The sequence below is a fragment of the Kitasatospora sp. Ki12 genome (assembly GCF_054601375.1).
In genome coordinates, this window is the sequence record NZ_BAAIHT010000001.1 from 2,818,473 (window position 1) to 2,834,794 (window position 16,322).

General features: G+C 73.8%; 12 protein-coding genes and 1 pseudogene. 9 read left to right on the plus strand and 4 right to left on the minus strand.

What is annotated here, in order from left to right; all coding sequences use genetic code 11:
• Positions 1-24 precede the first annotated feature (24 nt).
• Positions 25-246 (minus strand): acyl-CoA carboxylase epsilon subunit, encoded by a 222-nt coding sequence (locus ACYP53_RS12425; RefSeq protein ID WP_189916176.1) that lies wholly within the window; start codon positions 244-246, stop codon positions 25-27.
• Between the two features lie 29 nt (positions 247-275).
• Positions 276-1,865, minus strand: coding sequence for an acyl-CoA carboxylase subunit beta (locus ACYP53_RS12430; protein ID WP_189916177.1), 1,590 nt, complete (start codon positions 1,863-1,865; stop codon positions 276-278).
• Between the two features lie 242 nt (positions 1,866-2,107).
• On the opposite strand from ACYP53_RS12430, the gene ACYP53_RS12435 reads away from it, so the two are divergent.
• From ACYP53_RS12435 to ACYP53_RS12475, 9 genes and pseudogenes are all read left to right on the plus strand, one after another.
• A complete protein-coding gene (locus tag ACYP53_RS12435; RefSeq protein WP_459647393.1) occupies positions 2,108-3,001 on the plus strand; it encodes a biotin--[acetyl-CoA-carboxylase] ligase in 894 nt (297 codons plus the stop codon).
• A gap of 173 nt (positions 3,002-3,174) precedes the next feature.
• Complete coding sequence (locus tag ACYP53_RS12440) at positions 3,175-4,299, plus strand: adenylate/guanylate cyclase domain-containing protein (RefSeq protein WP_229928582.1); 1,125 nt, start codon at positions 3,175-3,177, stop codon at positions 4,297-4,299.
• 295 nt (positions 4,300-4,594) lie between these two features.
• Positions 4,595-5,806: pseudogene (locus ACYP53_RS12445) on the plus strand (GGDEF domain-containing protein); the annotation flags it as partial.
• An 845-nt stretch (positions 5,807-6,651) separates the two neighbouring features.
• Positions 6,652-7,416 carry a hypothetical protein gene (locus ACYP53_RS12450; RefSeq protein ID WP_459647394.1) on the plus strand — a complete coding sequence of 255 codons (765 nt, stop codon included), beginning with the start codon at positions 6,652-6,654 and terminating at the stop codon, positions 7,414-7,416.
• Positions 7,413-9,695: a hypothetical protein gene (locus ACYP53_RS12455; RefSeq protein WP_459647395.1), complete on the plus strand. Its 2,283-nt coding sequence runs from the start codon at positions 7,413-7,415 to the stop codon at positions 9,693-9,695. Before ACYP53_RS12450 ends, ACYP53_RS12455 begins: the two co-directional genes overlap by 4 nt.
• Positions 9,692-11,479 carry a hypothetical protein gene (locus ACYP53_RS12460; RefSeq protein WP_459647396.1) on the plus strand — a complete coding sequence of 596 codons (1,788 nt, stop codon included), beginning with the start codon at positions 9,692-9,694 and terminating at the stop codon, positions 11,477-11,479. Before ACYP53_RS12455 ends, ACYP53_RS12460 begins: the two co-directional genes overlap by 4 nt.
• 52 nt (positions 11,480-11,531) lie before the next feature.
• Entirely contained in the window at positions 11,532-12,209 is a 678-nt protein-coding gene (locus ACYP53_RS12465) for a vWA domain-containing protein (RefSeq protein WP_459647397.1), read from the plus strand.
• Positions 12,210-12,211: 2 nt separating this feature from the next.
• Entirely contained in the window at positions 12,212-13,303 is a 1,092-nt protein-coding gene (locus ACYP53_RS12470; RefSeq protein ID WP_459647398.1) for a protein phosphatase 2C domain-containing protein, read from the plus strand.
• Entirely contained in the window at positions 13,300-14,931 is a 1,632-nt protein-coding gene (locus tag ACYP53_RS12475) for a serine/threonine-protein kinase (RefSeq protein WP_459647399.1), read from the plus strand. The genes ACYP53_RS12470 and ACYP53_RS12475 overlap by 4 nt, the downstream gene beginning before the upstream one ends.
• A gap of 47 nt (positions 14,932-14,978) precedes the next feature.
• Here ACYP53_RS12475 and ACYP53_RS12480 read toward each other — a convergent pair whose 3' ends face one another.
• Both ACYP53_RS12480 and ACYP53_RS12485 read right to left on the minus strand, forming a co-directional pair.
• On the minus strand, positions 14,979-15,656 hold the full coding sequence (locus ACYP53_RS12480) for a Crp/Fnr family transcriptional regulator (protein WP_459647400.1): 678 nt from the start codon (positions 15,654-15,656) through the stop codon (positions 14,979-14,981).
• Between the two features lie 29 nt (positions 15,657-15,685).
• Positions 15,686-16,120 carry a Pycsar system effector family protein gene (locus ACYP53_RS12485; RefSeq protein WP_459647401.1) on the minus strand — a complete coding sequence of 145 codons (435 nt, stop codon included), beginning with the start codon at positions 16,118-16,120 and terminating at the stop codon, positions 15,686-15,688.
• Positions 16,121-16,322: the final 202 nt, after the last annotated feature.

Consider the following 16,322-nt stretch of genomic DNA (forward strand, 5'->3'; position numbering starts at 1 on the left):
TTCCCTACGGCTCCCGTACCGGTTTCAGCGCGCCCAGCCCGAGGTCCGCCAGGCGTCGGCGGCCGGGCGGAGGGCGGGGCGGAGCAGGCGGGAGCGGTCGTTCCAGGGGGAGGCCGGGCCGGCGCCGGCCTGACGCGCCGCCTCGGCGGCGGCCTGCGCGGCGGCGGCCCGGGCCTGGACCACCGCCAGAACGGTGGCCAGCTCCTCGGGGGTCGGCTGCCCGTGCAGCACGTGGATCGGGGACATGGCTGGTTCTCTCCCGACAGGGGTGGGGCCTACAGGGGGATGTTGCCGTGCTTCTTCGGCGGCAGCACCTCGCGCTTGCCGCGCAGCGCCCGCAGGCCCCGGACGATGTGCCGGCGGGTCTCGCTGGGCGCGATGACCGCGTCCACGTAGCCGCGCTCGGCCGCCAGGTACGGGTTGAGCAGGGTGTCCTCGTACGAGGCGATCAGCTCGGCCCGCTTCTCCTCGACGGTGCCGGCCGCCTCGGCCTCGGCGATCTCCCGGCGGTGCAGGATGTTGACCGCGCCCTGCGCGCCCATGACGGCGATCTGGGCGGTCGGCCAGGCCAGGTTGAGGTCGGCGCCCAGGTGCTTGGAGCCCATGACGTCGTACGCGCCGCCGAAGGCCTTGCGGGTGATCACGGTGATCAGCGGGACGGTGGCCTCGGCGTAGGCGTAGATCAGCTTGGCGCCGCGGCGGATGATGCCGTCCCACTCCTGCTCGGTGCCGGGCAGGAAGCCGGGCACGTCGACGAAGGTCAGCACCGGGACGTTGAACGAGTCGCAGGTGCGGATGAAGCGGGCGGCCTTCTCGCTGGCGTTGATGTCCAGGCAGCCGGCCAGGTCCATCGGCTGGTTGCCGACGATGCCCACCGACTGGCCCTCGACCCGGCCGAAGCCGGTGATGATGTTGCCCGCGTACAGCGGCTGGGTCTCCAGGAACTCGCCGTCGTCGACGATGTGCTCGATCACCTTGCGCATGTCGTACGGCTGGTTCGCCGAGTCCGGCACGATGGTGTCGAGTTCGAGGTCCTCGTCGGTGACCGTGAGGTCGGCCTGCTCCGGGTAGGACGGCGGGTCGCTCAGGTTGTTGGACGGCAGGTACGAGAGCAGGCTCTTGACGTACTCGACCGCCTCCTTCTCGTCCGCGGCCAGGTAGTGCGCGTTGCCGGACTTGGTGTTGTGGGTGCGCGCGCCGCCCAGCTCCTCCATGCCCACGTCCTCGCCGGTGACGGTCTTGATCACGTCCGGGCCGGTGATGAACATGTGCGAGGTCCGGTCGGCCATCACCACGAAGTCGGTGATCGCGGGGGAGTACACCGCGCCGCCCGCGCAGGGGCCCATGATCAGCGAGATCTGCGGGATGACGCCCGAGGCGTGCACGTTGCGGCGGAAGATCTCGCCGTACAGGCCGAGCGAGACCACGCCCTCCTGGATCCGGGCGCCGCCGGAGTCGTTGATGCCGATGACCGGGCAGCCGGTCTTCAGCGCGAAGTCCATCACCTTGACGATCTTCTCGCCGAAGACCTCGCCGAGGGAGCCGCCGAAGACGGTGAAGTCCTGGGCGAAGACCGCGACCTGGCGGCCGTCGACGGTGCCGTAGCCGGTCACCACGCCGTCGCCGTAGGGGCGGTTCTTCTCCTGGCCGAAGTTGGTCGAGCGGTGCCGGGCGAACTCGTCGAACTCCACGAAGGAGTCCTCGTCCAGCAGTTCCACGACCCGTTCGCGGGCGGTCAGCTTGCCCTTGGCGTGCTGCTTCTCCACGGCCTTGGACGAGCCGGAGTGCACCGCCTCGTCCAGCCTGCGGCGCAGGTCGGCGAGCTTGCCCGCGGTGGTGTGGGGGTCGTACGGCGCCTCGGTCATCCGGTGGCTCTCCCTGATCCTTGGCCGCGACCTGTTCGAGTGCGAGCGGACCGGGTGGTGGGGGTCCGCGCAAGAGGGCAGGGCGGCGCTACGAACTACCGCTGGGTAGCGTAGCCAGCGCGGAGGGCGATCCGGCACGTCCTGGCGTTATGGCCATCGACACAGTTTTGTTGACGGCCGTTCTGCGGGACGATGGGGCGGCCTACGCCCCGCGGCCGTGCCCACGTCCTAGGGTTTCCCGCATGAACGCCTCCGACACCCCCCGCCGCAGCGGACTGCGCGGCTTCGGCCACTCCGGACCGTCCCCCTGGACCGACCTGGACCGCCCGCCGCTGGACGCGGAGGCGCTGCGCCACGACCTGCTCGTCCCGGGCGGTCTCTGGACCTCCCTGGACGTCGTCGCCGAGACCGGCTCCACCAACAGCGACCTGGCCGCCCGCGCCAGGGCCGGCGCCGCCCAGGGCGCCGTGCTGGTGGCCGAGGCGCAGAGCGCCGCGCGCGGCCGGCTGGACCGGCAGTGGACCGCCCCGGCCCGCTCCGGGCTGTTCCTCTCCGTCCTGCTGCGCCCCGAGGAGGTGCCGATCGAGCGCTACGGCTGGCTGCCGATCCTGGTCGGGGTGGCCGCGGCCAGCACGCTCGGCCGGATCGCCGAGGTCGAGGTCGGGCTGAAGTGGCCCAACGACCTGCAGATGGAGATCGACGGCGCGGAGCGCAAGCTGGGCGGCATCCTCACCGAGCTGTCCGGCGGCGCCGTGGTCATCGGCCTCGGCATCAACGTCACGCTGCGGGCCGAGGAACTGCCGGTACCCACCGCCGGCTCCCTCGCGCTGGCCGGGGCCGCCACCACCGACCGCGGCACCCTGCTGCGGGCGCTGCTGCGCGAACTCGCCGGGCTGTACCGGGAGTGGACGGCCGCCGCCGGCGACCCGCACGCCAGCGACCTGATGCGCGCCTACACCGACCGCTGCACCACGCTGGGCCGCCCGGTGAAGGTCCACCTGCCCGGTGGCACCGAGCTGGCCGGCGAGGCGGTGGCGATCGACGGGGACGGCCGGCTGGTGGTCCGTACACCCGACGGCGCACGCCGGGCGGTCGGTGCGGGTGACGTCGTCCACGTGCGCCCCGAACCCCGCTGAACGGCAGTCTTCACCTCTCCTTGACCCGGGCTGATGCCCCGGATCCGGCGATTCCGTGCGAACATTCCACCTGGCAACGGTGTGAGGCGCGCCACTGCCCGCCCGGGTGGCGGGCGGTGCGCCCGGACAGGTAGGACACGAGGCGAGTGCGGCGACCGCACGGGGACGGACCGGTGGCAGAGGACGGCGGCAACGGCGCGACGGCGGGCAGCCACGACCCCACGGTCGCGCTCGAACTGGAACGCCTGATCCTGGACGCGCCACGCCGCTACACCCCGTACCAGGCCGCGCGCGCCGCCGACGTCCCGATGGAGCTGGCCACCCGGTTCTGGCGGGCCATGGGCTTCCCCGACATCGGCCAGTCCCGGGCCCTCACCGACGGTGACGTGATCGCGCTGCGGCGGCTGGCCGGTCTGGTCGAGTCCGGCCTGCTGAGCGAGTCGATGGCGATCCAGGTGGCCCGCTCCACGGGGCAGACCACGGCCCGGCTGGCCGGCTGGCAGATGGACACCTTCCTGGAGAACCTCACCCAGTCCGTCGAGCCCGGGCTGACCCGCGCCGACGTCGCCTACCCGCTGGTCGAGCTGCTGCTGCCGGAGCTGGAGCAGTTCCTGGTGTACGTCTGGCGGCGCCAGCTGGCCGCCGTCACCGGCCGGGTGGTGCAGGCCGCCGAGGACCACGAGATCACCAGCGGCCGGCTCGCCGTCGGCTTCGCCGACCTGGTCGGCTTCACCCGGCTGTCCCGGCGGCTGGAGGAGGAGGAGCTCGGCGAGCTCGTCGAGACCTTCGAGAACACCTGCTCCGACCTGATCGCCGGACAGGGCGGCCGGGTGATCAAGACCCTCGGCGACGAGATCCTCTACGTCTCCGAGGACCCGGCGACCGCCGCCGAGATCGCGCTGAGCCTGATCGAGGCGCTGGCCGGGGACGAGGCCATCCCGCCGCTGCGGGTCGGCATGGCCTTCGGCACGGTCACCTCCCGGATGGGCGACGTCTTCGGCACCACCGTCAACCTGGCCAGCCGGCTCACCTCGATCGCGCCCAAGGACGCGGTGCTGATCGACGGCGAGTTCGCCGCCGCGCTGGAGCAGAACGGCAGCGTCGCCCCGGCCGACTCGGAGGGGCCGGGCCTGGCCGAGGCGCTGTCGGCGGCCGCCGGGATGCCCGCCTCCGGGCTGCCGATGCCGGGGCCGGACGCCGGTGCCCGGTTCCACCTGCAGCCGATGTGGCGGCGGCCGGTGCGCGGGCTCGGGCTGGTCGAGCCGTGGCTGCTGACCCGGCGCCTGAGGGCGGAGTAGCCGGCCGCGAACGGGGTAGCCGCGAGGGTGCGGCCACTCCGGCGGCCTCCGGGTGCCTCCGACGGCCTCCGACGGTCTCCGGATGCCTCCGGGGGCTGCCGGGTGCCGAACGGTTGAAACCCGTACGGTCCGGCGCGGGTCCGTCCGGGCAAACGGGGCATAACCGAACGAAACCGCCATAGTCTTGGTGCAAGCGGCCGGTCGGGTGTGACCGGCCGACGGGGGTCCGGGCCGACCGGAGCCCCGGCAGGACCGAGCACAGGAGCGGGGCGAGCCGGTGAGCAGTGAGGCGATCATGACGGACCGCGGCTCGCGGCACCCGGACCCGCTGCCCGACCTGAGGCTGCAGTCCGTGGTCGAGCTGGCCCAGGACATGGCCGGCGCGCTCACCCCGCTGGAGGCCGTCCGGGCCGCCGCCGCCCGGGCCACCGAGGCGCTCGGCGCCACCATGGCCGCCGTCTCGGTCTGGGACCGCGAATCCGGCCGGCTGCGGGTCCTGGTCAACCACGGCGACCTCGCCCCCGGCGAGGAGGAACTGCCCGAGGACGAGTCCTACCCCGTCGCCGACTTCCCCGAGATCGTCACGTACCTGGAGGAGCGCTGGACCACCGGGCGGCTGCCGCGCGCCTGGCTGCAGTCCGCCGAGAACGTCGAACCGCACGCCGGCCACACCCACCCGACCGCCGGCGCGTACTGCCGGGAACGCGCCGCCGCGCTGCGCCGGCGCGGGCGGGCCTGCTGCGTGGTCGCGCCGATCGTGCTGCACGGGCAGGCCTGGGGCGAGCTCTACCTCGCCCGGGCCGTCGGGATGCCCGAGTTCACCGAGGCCGACGCCGACTACGCGACCCTGCTCGCCGCCCAGGTCTCGGCCGGACTCGCCCAGACCGAACGCCTCGCCGACCTGCGCAAGCTCGCCTTCTCCGACCCGCTCACCGGCCTCGCCAACCGGCGGGCCGTCGACGCCCGGCTGGAGAGCGCGCTGGAGGCGCACAACCGGGACAACACCGTGGTCTCGCTGGTCGTCTGCGACGTCAACGGGCTGAAGCGGGTCAACGACCAGCTCGGCCACGAGATGGGCGACCGGCTGCTGGAACGGTTCGCCCACCAGCTCTCGCTGGCCGCCGCCAAACTCCCCGGCAGCCTCGCCGCCCGGCTCGGCGGCGACGAGTTCTGCCTGCTCGTCGAGGGCCAGAAGGCCGACGAGGTGGTCGCCGTCGCCGAGGAGCTCTGCGCCCGGGCCCTCGCGCTCTCCGAGGGCGAGGGCGTGGCCTGCGGCGTCGCCTCCACCGGCGACTCCATCGGGCCCGTCACCACCCCCGACCGGCTCTTCCGGCTCGCCGACGCCGCCCAGTACCGGGCCAAGGCCGCCCGGGCCGCCCACCCCGTCGTCGCCGGCCGCAGCCACGGCCCCGGCTTCGCACCCGACCCCACGGTGCTGCTCGCCGACGCCGCCGACCCGCACCACCGGGCCGACGGGCGGCGCGGAACGAACGGCCGGGCCGGCTCCGGCGACCGGCGGCGGTTCCGCGGCGCGGCCCACAGCGCCGACCCCGGCCAACTGCTCGCCGCCGTCCTCTCCGCCCTCGACCAGGCCGCCGCCGCCCGGGCCGTCCACCCCGCCGACACCCTCGGCAAGCTCGTCGTCGTCGCCGAGGCCTCCGCCCGGCTGCTCGACGCCGTCGGCTGGTGGATCTCGTACGTGCCGCCCGGCTCCCACCTCATGCGCACCGCCCAGCACGCCGTCTACCGGATGACCAGCGGGCCCAGCAGCTCCCGCGCGGAGACCCAGCGCGCCCAGATCGAGGCCCCCGACGCCGTCTTCGACCTGCGCCACTACCCGCTGACCCGCCGCGCCGTCCGCGGCGGCGCCTTCGCCCTCCGGGCCGGCGCGGCCGGCAACGACCCGGCGGAGGAGGCGATGCTCGTCGTCTCCGGCTACCGCGGCATGGTCGCCGCCGGCGGCCAGAACCCGGCCGGCGGCTGGCTCGTGGAACTCTTCGCCGACGACGCGACGCTGCCCCTCGGCCAGGCCGCCTGCGCCATGCGGGCCCTGGTCGCCGTCGCCCTGTCGGGCGCGGCCTCACCGCCGGCGGTGTGAGCGGCGCAGGCGGAAGGCCTTATGCGCCGGGGCGCACGCGGGGGCGCGTTCGCGGGCGGTCTGCTGCGGGGGAGTAACGATCCGGACAAGGTCGAGCAGGCGCCCGGACGCCCTTCGTACCCTGGCCGATGCCCGCGACCTGCCACCTGGCGTGAAGTCAGAAAGTACCTCCTGTGCGTCATTTGGCGCAGAAGTGTGCCTCCCGGTGGCGTACCAATGGGGTACTGGTCGACGCCGAGCCGAGAGGAGCCGGGATGACACTGGCGGCCGTGCACCACTGGATCGTGGTGCTCGACATCGAGGGGTTCAGCGCACGGCCGAACCCCGTCCAGCGGTCGCTGCGGGAAGCGATGTACGAGGTGCTCCGGGACGCGCTGGCGGAGGCCGGCCTGCCGGCCGGGGCGGTCGCCACCGAGGACCGCGGGGACGGCGTGCTGATCCTGGTGCAGCCGCAGGTCCCGCCGGTGCTGCTGGCCGGGGCGCTCGTCCGGGCCCTGGACGACTGCCTCGCGGAGAAGGCGCGGATCTTCAATGAGGCGCATGCCCTGCGCTTCCGGGTCGCGCTGCACCAAGGGCTGGTCAGCCGTGACACGGACGGCTGGTCAGGGGACGCGGTGAACTGGACATTCCGGCTGGTCGACGCCGCGCCGCTGCGCGAGGTGCTGGCCCGGGCAGGCCGGGCCAATCTGGCGTTCATCGTCTCCGACGAGGTCTACCAGGCCGTGGTCCGGCACGAGTACCGCACCGTCGATCCGGCCGCCTACCTGCCGGTCGGCTTCGAGGCCAAGCACGGGATCGCCGCCCGCGGCTGGATCACCGTGCCCGGGTACCCGGCTCCGCCCGGGCTGGACGCGGGCCTCGGTCCCGCCTCCGGTCCCGCACCCATCCCCGTGTCCGGTCCCATCCCCGGCGGCCGGCCCGAGGGCGGGGTGGTCTTCCACGCCGGGGTGGTGCACGGGGACCAGGTGGCCGGTGACAAGAACGTCCACCACGCACCGAACGCCCCGGGCCGTCGATGACGACGCCCGGGGACACCGGGCCGGCGGTAACGGGGGTTCCGCCGGTCGACGGGGGAGGGGGCTCCACCGGTCCGGCGGCACCGCCCGCCGCCGGGCCGGACGGGCCTCCCCCGGACGGCCCGCCGGTCGGCGACGGTGCCGACGGCGGGTCGTCCGGCGACGCCGGCGGGGAGCGGGCGGAGGGCGGCTCCGCCCGCAGTGGAGCGGCCCGGGAGAGCGCGGAGGCCACCCAGTTCGCCCAGGGCATGCTGCGCCGCGACACCGTGCGCCACGCGCTCGCGAGCATCGACGGCGACATGGTCGCGGGGGACAAGAACGTCTTCCTGGTCGGCGGCGGCCGGGCACCCCTGCGCCTGGTCTCCCCGCTGGTCCTGGAACGGGTGCGCAGCGCCTTCGCGGATCCGGCCGACTGGGACGGGATACGGGCCGCCTTCGGCAAACAGGACCTGGCGATCCTGCGCGGCCCGGCCGGCTCCGGCAAGACCACGGCCGCGCTGCGGCTCCTGCTCGGATGCTCGGTCGACCGGATCTACCACCTGGACCGCACCTCCGACCTCGGAGCGCTCATCGAGCGGTTGGAGGCCGATGCCCAGGACGGCCCGGGCGAGCCGGTCGGCTTCCTGGTCGACCAGCCGGGGGACTGCTCCACCCTGGACGGCTCGCTCGTGCAGGGGCTGGGCGGCGCCCTCCACCGGGCCGGGGCCCGGCTGGTCCTGACGGTTGGCCAGGAGAGCGGACTGGTCGACTCCGAAGTCCTCGGCCACGTCATCGACCTGTCCGCACCGCCGGACCCCGCCCGGATCGTCCGCCACTACCTGGACTGGCGGCTCGGCGAGCCCGCTGCCACCCTGCTGCTGACGCGCCCGGGCGTACCGGAACTGCTCGACGAGCACCTCGGCGCGGACGGCGCCTGCCGGGCGGCGGCCGGACTCGCCTCCGCGCTGTGTGAGTCCGCCGAGTCCGCGGCCGGCGGCGTACCCGACCTCGCGGAGGTCCGGGAGAAGCTGGCCCGCCGCGGCGTCGAGGACTTCGAGATCTGGGCCGAGAACCTGGACGAGCCCTTCCTGCGCTGTTACGCCGTCGCCCTGGCGGTGCTCAACGGCCTCCCGCAGGAGGACGTCGCTGCGGCTGCCCGTGCGTTCCACCGCCGCCTGGGCACGGAGGACTACACCGTCCTGGCCGACGCGGACGGCCACCTGCCGCGGGTGCGCGAGCCGTACCAGGTGCCGCGCCGCCGGCGGCTCGCCCGACTGCGCGCCCAGGTGGTGCAGGTGCGGTTCTTCAGCGCCACCGGGCGGGTGCCGGCGGACGGCCTGGAGTACAAGGACCCGGGCTACCCGCGCCGGCTGATCCAGCACGTCTGGGCGGAGTACCCGCTGCACGAGGTGCTGCTGGACTGGCTCGGCGAACTGGTCGCCGACCCGTCCGAACAGGTCCGCACGCACGCCGGGGTGGCGCTCGGGGTGCTCGCCGACCGGTCCTTCCAGTACCTGCTGGACCATGTGCTCCACCCCTGGGCGGCCAGCCCGGACCGTCGGCGGCGCACCGCAGTGGCCCACGCCCTGTCGGTGAGCGCGAAGAACCCCGAACTGCTCGGCATGGTCAAGACCTTGGCGGCCGGCTGGCTCGGCGACACCGACCGGCCGCTGGCCCAGGCGACGGCCGCCCGGGTGTACGCACTGAGCCTCAGCGGCGCTGGGCCGCTGGCCGCGGTCGACGCCCTGGCCCGGCTCTGCGTCGTCGACCACATCCAGGTCGCCATCGCGGTCGGCGACAGCCTGGCCGACATCCTCGCCGAGGACGACCGGCTGACCGCCGTGGTGCTCGGCCGGCTGTGCACGGCACTGGCCGACCACCGGGCCCGCCCCTCCGTCCTGCTGGCCTTCCTGGCCGTCGGCGCCCAGTGGGTGGTGGAGACCGAGACGCTCCCGGAGCCGGCCGTGGCGCCGAACTGGCCGGCCCTGCTGGTGCGGACGGACCGGGAGCCGGTGCTGCGCGCCCCGTTCGTCCAGCTGTGGCGCGCGGCGCTGAACGAGGCCGTCCACCGGACAGCCTCCGAGTACGTCCTGCGGCTGTGGGCCCGGCTGGCCGAGACGGACCCGGGGCTGCGGGTGCTCCTCGTGCGGATGGTCGGCGCGCTGGCGGACGGCGACCCGCGGACCGCCACCATCTTGCGCCGCCAGGCCGCCGACTGGGCCGGCGCCCACAGCATCGCCCCGGCGTCGAGGACCGCCGCTGCGGTCACGGCCGAACTGGACCGACAGGAGAGCCCGAGATGACCCCCACCCTGCCGCTGATCATCGGCGAGGAGCCGGTGCCACGGGGGCTGTCCGGCCCGGTGAAATCGCTGAAGCCGAGCGCCGCTGCCGTGTATGCCTCCTACGACGGCGAACTCGCGTGGTTCCAGGGAAAACCGCTGAGCTGGTCCCAGCAGTTCCTCGGCAAGTACCGGACCAGGTACGAGGTGGACCTCAGCGACCACCGGCGCACCGCGCACCTGAAGAGCTGGCCGCTGCCCTCCCAGGATCAGGCCCACTGCTTCGACGCCGTCGTGGACGTCGGTTTCCGGGTCCATGACCCGGTCGAGGTGGTCCGACGGAACGTCACCGACGCCCTGATCGTGGTTTACGGGCACATCGCCGCCGTGCTCCGGGTGATCGCCCGCGGCTACCCGATCGACCAGGCCGCCCTGGCCGAGCACCGGATGAACCAGGACTGCGCCCGGGAGATTGTGCTGCCGGAGGGCATCACCATCTACCGCTGCATGGTCGACCTGCGCCCCGACGAGGCGGCGCGCCACTACATCACCAGCCTGACCAGGGCGGACCGGGAGCTGCGGCTGGCCGAATCGGCGCAGCTGCGGGCCGAGGCCGAGGCCCGGGGCGAGCAGGTGGTCGACCGGATCAAGCTGGACGGCCGGCTCGCCCGGGAGAAGCAGGAACAGCGGGTGAAGCTGGAGCTGCAGGAGGAGCGGCGCCGGCTCCTGGGCGAGGGCGACCTCGACATCGGTGGTCTGATCCGGCTGTTCGTGTTGGAGCACCCGGACCGGATCGCCGAGGCGGTCGAGATGCGCAGCCGCTGGGAGACAGCGCTGGTCGGCCGACAGGAGCAGTTCGACGAACGCTCGGTCGAGGTCTTCAAGTTCATGGTCGCGAACGACCTCATCCAGCCGGCCGACGTCGAGGTGATCCGGCAGCAGGCGCTGCACCGGGCGCAGGGCGCGACGCTCGCAGGCGGGGCGGCCACGGCGCTGCCGCCCGTCCGGTGGGGCGGTCCGGCCGGCTCCTCGGGCCCGTCCGCGCCGTTCGTACCGTCCGCGCCGTCTGGGCCGTTCGTGCCGTCCGGGCCGTCCGCGCTGGTGGGGACGGTGGTCGCGGACGCTCAGGGGGGCGGTCCGGCGAACGGGGTGCTCCCGGTCTACCTGCTGATCGACGAGTCAGCGGCCGTCGCGGGCTGCCTCGACGGCCTCAACAACGCGCTGCGCGGCCTGCATTCTGCCCTGCTGACCCCGCCGGAGGCGGCCAGCGGGCTGCGGATGTCGGTGCTCGGCGCGGCCGGGGACACCACGGCGCACCTGCCGATGTCGGCGGTCGAATGGACCACCGTGATGCCGAGGCTGACGGTGCGGGCCGGCGCCCGGCACGACCTGGCGTTCGAGCGGCTGCGCAAGCTGGTCCCGGAGGACGTGGCGCGACTCAAGGCCGAGCACCAGGTGGTTCACCGCCCGGTGCTGTTCGTGCTGTTCGGCGGGGTCTGCGAGGAGGGCGCGCGTTGGCGGGAGACGGTCAGGGCGTTGACCGACCCGGTGGCCAACCCCCGTCATCCGACGATCATCTCGGTGGGCATCGGCCGGGCGGACGAGGCGGAGATCCGTGCCATCGCCCGCTACCCGGAACTCGCATTCCTCGCCGAGCCCGGGCTCGACCTGACCACCGCAGCCGAGAGGTTCGCCTCGCTGCTGCGCGACTCCGTGCTGTACCTGAGCCGCAGCCTCGCCGGCGGCCGACCCGACCTGTTCATCGAGTGCCCGCCCGGCCTGCGCCGGCTCGGCGGCACCGGTTGAGCCACCCCCGACCCGACCGCTGAACCACACCCGACGAAAGGCAGTCCCGACCATGGCCGACAACCGTGGCAACCTCATCCCGATGTACGTGGTGGCGGACGAGTCCGGCTCGATGACACCCGTCCTCGGCGAACTCAACGCCGGACTGGCCTCGCTGCACCGCGCGCTGCTGGCCGAACCGATGGCGGCGGCGAAAGTCAGATTCTCCGTACTCGGTTTCTCCAACGGAGTCGACGTCCGGATGAGCCTGGCCGACCTGCGGCAGGAGGACGAGCTGCCGGTACTGTCCAGCACCGGCGGCGGGACGAGTTACCGGGCCGCGTTCACGGCGCTGCTCACCCGCATCCCGCAGGACGTGCAGGAGCTGAAGCGGGCCGGATACACGGTCTACCGGCCCACGGTGTTCTTCCTGAGCGACGGCCAGCCCAACAGCAACGAGGACTGGGCGAGCGTGCACCGGCAGCTGACCGACCGGTCCCGGGGCGTGGCACCGAACATCGCGGCCTTCGGCATCGGTGCCGCCGACGCGTCCACGATCCTGAACGTCGCCACCGAGCAGAACTACGCCTTCGTGCAGATCCCGGGGGCCGACATCGGCGCGGCGATCACCAAGTTCTGCTCGGCGCTGACGACGAGCATCATCGCGTCCGGGATGTCGCTCGCCTCTGGGAACGCAGAGCTGGTGGTGGACAAGCCGGAGGGCTTCCGCATGGCGATCGACGTGGTGTGACGATGGGCCCCGAGCACCGCGCGGCCGGTCCGGACGACCGGGCCGCGCTGCCGCCCGTGCCCCCGCCCGTCCGGCGTCCGCCGCTGCCGCCCGGGCAGCCCTCGGCCGCCGGACCGGGCCCGGTCGGCTTCCTGCCCTCCCCGGTCCGGTCGTCGCACCCGGCGGCGGTGCCCGTCCCTCCGGTCGGCGACTCGGTGTACGCGGTGCCCCCCTCGCGCTGGGCACCGGTCGAACTGGACCGCCCGGTGGACCGGTTCGAGCCCAAGCCGCCGTCCGGTTCCTCGTACCGGCCGGACACGGTCTTCGATGGCTGGTCCGGCGAGCACGTGCGGGTCCGGCTCGCCTCCGTCCGGGGCTACGCGCACCGGGGCAACGGGCGGCCGCGGGAGGACGACATCGCGGTCGGGCTGCACGGCTCCGGGACCCTGGTCTTCGCGGTCGCGGACGGTGTCTCCGGCGCCGAGCAGTCGCACCTGGGCGCCACCCTTGCCTGCCGGACGGCGGTGGACACGGTGACCAGACAGCTGGACGAGGGCTGCAGCCCGGACCGGCTCAACTGGGCCAAGGTGCTCAACCACGCCGCCTACCAGCTGGTCGCGCAGACGGCGAAGATCCTCAGGTTGTCCCGGGAGGACGCGGCGGCGGCCGAGCGCCTGATGGCCACCACGTTGGTGACGGGGGTGGCGGTGCCCGTCCGGCTCGGGCTGGACGTGCACCTGGTCTCCGCCGGGGATTCGGGGGCCTGGCTGCTGTCGGCGGGCGGCCGGTTCATGTCGGTGATCCGAGAACCCGTCGGCGCCGGCGGGCCGGTGGCCTCCTCGGCGGTGGTGGCGCTGCCCCGGGTGTCCGCCGACGTCCGGGTGCACTCCGTCCTCGTGTCCGGTTCGGACCGGTTGCTGGTCGGCACGGACGGCTTCGGTGGCCCGCTCGGCGACGGCACCGGCCCGGTCGGCCGGCTGTTCGCCGAGCATCTGGCGCCCACGCTGGAGCCGCGCGGGCTCGCCCACCTGCTGGACTTCTCCCGGGAGACCTTCGACGACGACCGCACCCTGCTCGTGGTCTGGCCGGCCTCCGCCGTGGAGGTCCCGTCGTGACGAAGGTCCGGGTCGAGCGGCTGACCAGGGGTGACAAGCTCGGCCAGGGCGGCCAGGGCACCGTCTGGGAGCTGCCCGGCCGGAAGATCAACGGCGAATGGCCGGTGGCGTACAAGGAGTACTCCGCCGTCTGCCGGAACGAACTGGACGGCCCGGCCCTGGACGCGATGGTGGAGTTCGTGCCCGGGTTGCCCACCGAGACCGGGCTCTGGCTGTGCGAGCGGCTGGCCTGGCCGGCGGCCGTCGTGCTGGACGACCGGGGCCGCTGCGGCATCCTGATGCGCCTGGTTCCCGACAGCTTCTTCATCGACTCGCCGCAGGCCGGGCGGAACCTCGCGGGCTTCCAGTTCCTGCTGAACGACGAGGGCTACCTGCGCCGGGTCGGGATCTCGATCACGGTCGAGCAGCGGCTCCAGCTGCTGCTCGACCTTTCCCGGACGCTCGCCGGCCTGCACCGATTGGGCGTCGTGGTGGGCGACCTCTCGCCGAAGAACGTGTTGTTCCGGCTGGGGGCGGAACCGAGCTGCTTCCTGATCGACTGCGACGCGATGCGGGTCGACGGCCGGGACGCGCTCGACCAGCGGGAGACCCCGGACTGGAGCCTGCCGGAGGGCGAGCCGCCGGCGACCGGACGCGGGGACTCGTACAAGTTCGGCCTGTTGGTGGTCCGGCTGCTCGCCGGGGAGCAGGACAGCCGGGACACCGGGGTGGTCGGGACGCTCTCGGCGGACCTCGGCCGGCTCGCCGAGGCGGCGCTCCGCACGGACCCGCGAGGCCGCCCCGAACTCGCGGACTGGGAAAGGCCGTTGCTGCAGGCGATCGAGGAGCTGCGGAAGCCGTCGGGCCCCGACCCGGATGAGGTGACGGCGTGGATCAGGGCGACGCTGACGGCGGACGCGCGGAACCCGACGTCCCACTCGCGGGGGCCGGACGCCTCCGCCTCGCCCCCCGCCACCCCGCCCGGGCCGGGACGGGTGCTGGCGGCGGTGCTGGTGGCAGGCCTGCTCGCGTGGGCCGGCGTCAAGGGGGTGTCCGCGCTCGGGGACCACTCCGGCACGGGTTCGCCGTCGACCGAGTCCTCGCCGACCGCCGTGTCCACGTACTGGACGACCCCGAACGGGAGCAACGGCACCGGCGGCGGAGGCACGGTCGGCGGCGGAGGGACACCGGTGGGCGACCCCGTCAACCAGGCGAAGGCCATCGACATCCTGCTGAACCGGAACGACGGGACGCGCAAGGTCGTCACGTCCGCCGTCGAGGCCGCGGACGGCTGCGGGAGCGCCGTGGATGTCAGGTACCGGGCCTCCCAGCTCCGCCAGGCGGCGGTCGGCCGGGACTCCCTGGTCACCCGATTGCAGGGCGTCGACGCCTCGGCGCTGCCAGGCGGCACGGACCTGGTGGCCCAACTGTCCTCGGCCTGGAAGGCCTCCGCCGCGGCCGACCGGGCGTTCGCGCGGTGGGCGGACGACGTGGCCGGCTGCGACGGCAACGCGCCGCACACCGCGGACTGGAACGAGGCGTACGGCCAGAGCCAGCTGGCGACCGCCGCCAAGAAGGCCTTCGCCGCCGGGTGGAACCCGCTGGCGGACCGCTACGGGCTGGCCCACTGCGACCCGGACGCCATCTGAACGCCGAACGCAGGTCCCTGACGACGCTGAATGCCGGACTTCGGGTGCTAAGGCGGCAGCCGGCCCTCGGAACGGGCCAGTCTCTCCAGCTCCGCCGGGTGGAGCAGCTCGATCACCCGGCGCCCGGTGCGCAGCCAGCCGGCATCCCGCCACTCCTCCAGCAGTCGGTTGACGGTCCGCCGGGAGCTGAGCACCAGGCCGGCCAGGTCGTCCTGGGACAGCGGCAGGGAGATCCTGACCTCGCCGGTGGGCGCCGAATCGCCGTAGCGTTCGGCCAGTTCCAGCAGGAGGGCGGCCAGGCGGGGGCGGACGACGGCGGAACCGGTAGCCGCCCGGTGCTGGTCGGCGTCCCGCAGCCGGCCGGAGAGCACCTGTTGGAGGGCCTGTGCGACGGCGGGGTCGGCGTGTTTGATGGCACCGAACCGGCTGAGCGGGATGTGCAGCGCGGTGACGTCGGTCAGCGCGAACAGGGTGGCCGACCGTGAGCCGCCGTCGAGGCCGGCCTGTTCACCGAGCAGGTCGCCGTCGCCCCGGATGGCGAGGATCGCGCGGTAGCCCGCGCCCGACTCCACCAGGACCTTGACGCAGCCGCGTTCGATCACCAGCAGGTGGTCGGAGTGCTCGTGCTGCTGGAGCAGTGAGCAGCCCGCCGGGTAGTGCACCCGGCGGGCGACGGCGGCCAGTTCGGCCCGGGCCGGGGCGTCGAGCAGCTGCCAGAACGGCACGCGTCCGCCTGACGCCGGTCCGGCCGCTCTCATCCCAGCAGCCCCGCCAGTGTGACCAGCCCGCAGCCGGCGACGGCGAGCAGGAGGGACTGCCGCACCCGGCGGTCCTTTATCCAGATGATCCGGCTCATCTCCACCAACTGCCTGCTGAGCAGGGGGAGCAGGTCCGCACCGTCCAGCTCGGTGGCGAGCCGGTCGGGCGTCCAGTGCCGGAGCTGGCCGTAGTAGACGAAGTTCGGCGGGTCGCTCTCCTGCTTGCCTCCGCCGCGTGGTACGACCACCGACACGGCGGCGACCGCGGCCAGCGCGAGGACGGCCACGCCGAGCCAGAAGGCCGTCGCGGGTAGGGCACCGGAGGTGCGGCCGAGGGCGGTGCCGGTGCCGGACAGGGCGACGATCGCGCCGAGCGCGGCGGACTCGATGGTGAGGGCGAAGGAGGCCTTGGAGTCGACCCTGCCGGTCACCTCGGTCAGCGAACCATGGATCTGCCAGGCGGTTTTGACTGCTTCTTCGTTCGACACAGGCCCCCCGGACGACCGTTCTGGGCGGCTCCCCGGATCGCCGGTTCGGCACCCCGGACTCCGCTGCTCCAGCATATCCACGCGGCGCTCGTCGGGGGTCGGGATTGCCTCGGCCGGTCCCGGACTCGCCTTTCCCCGTCGGGCC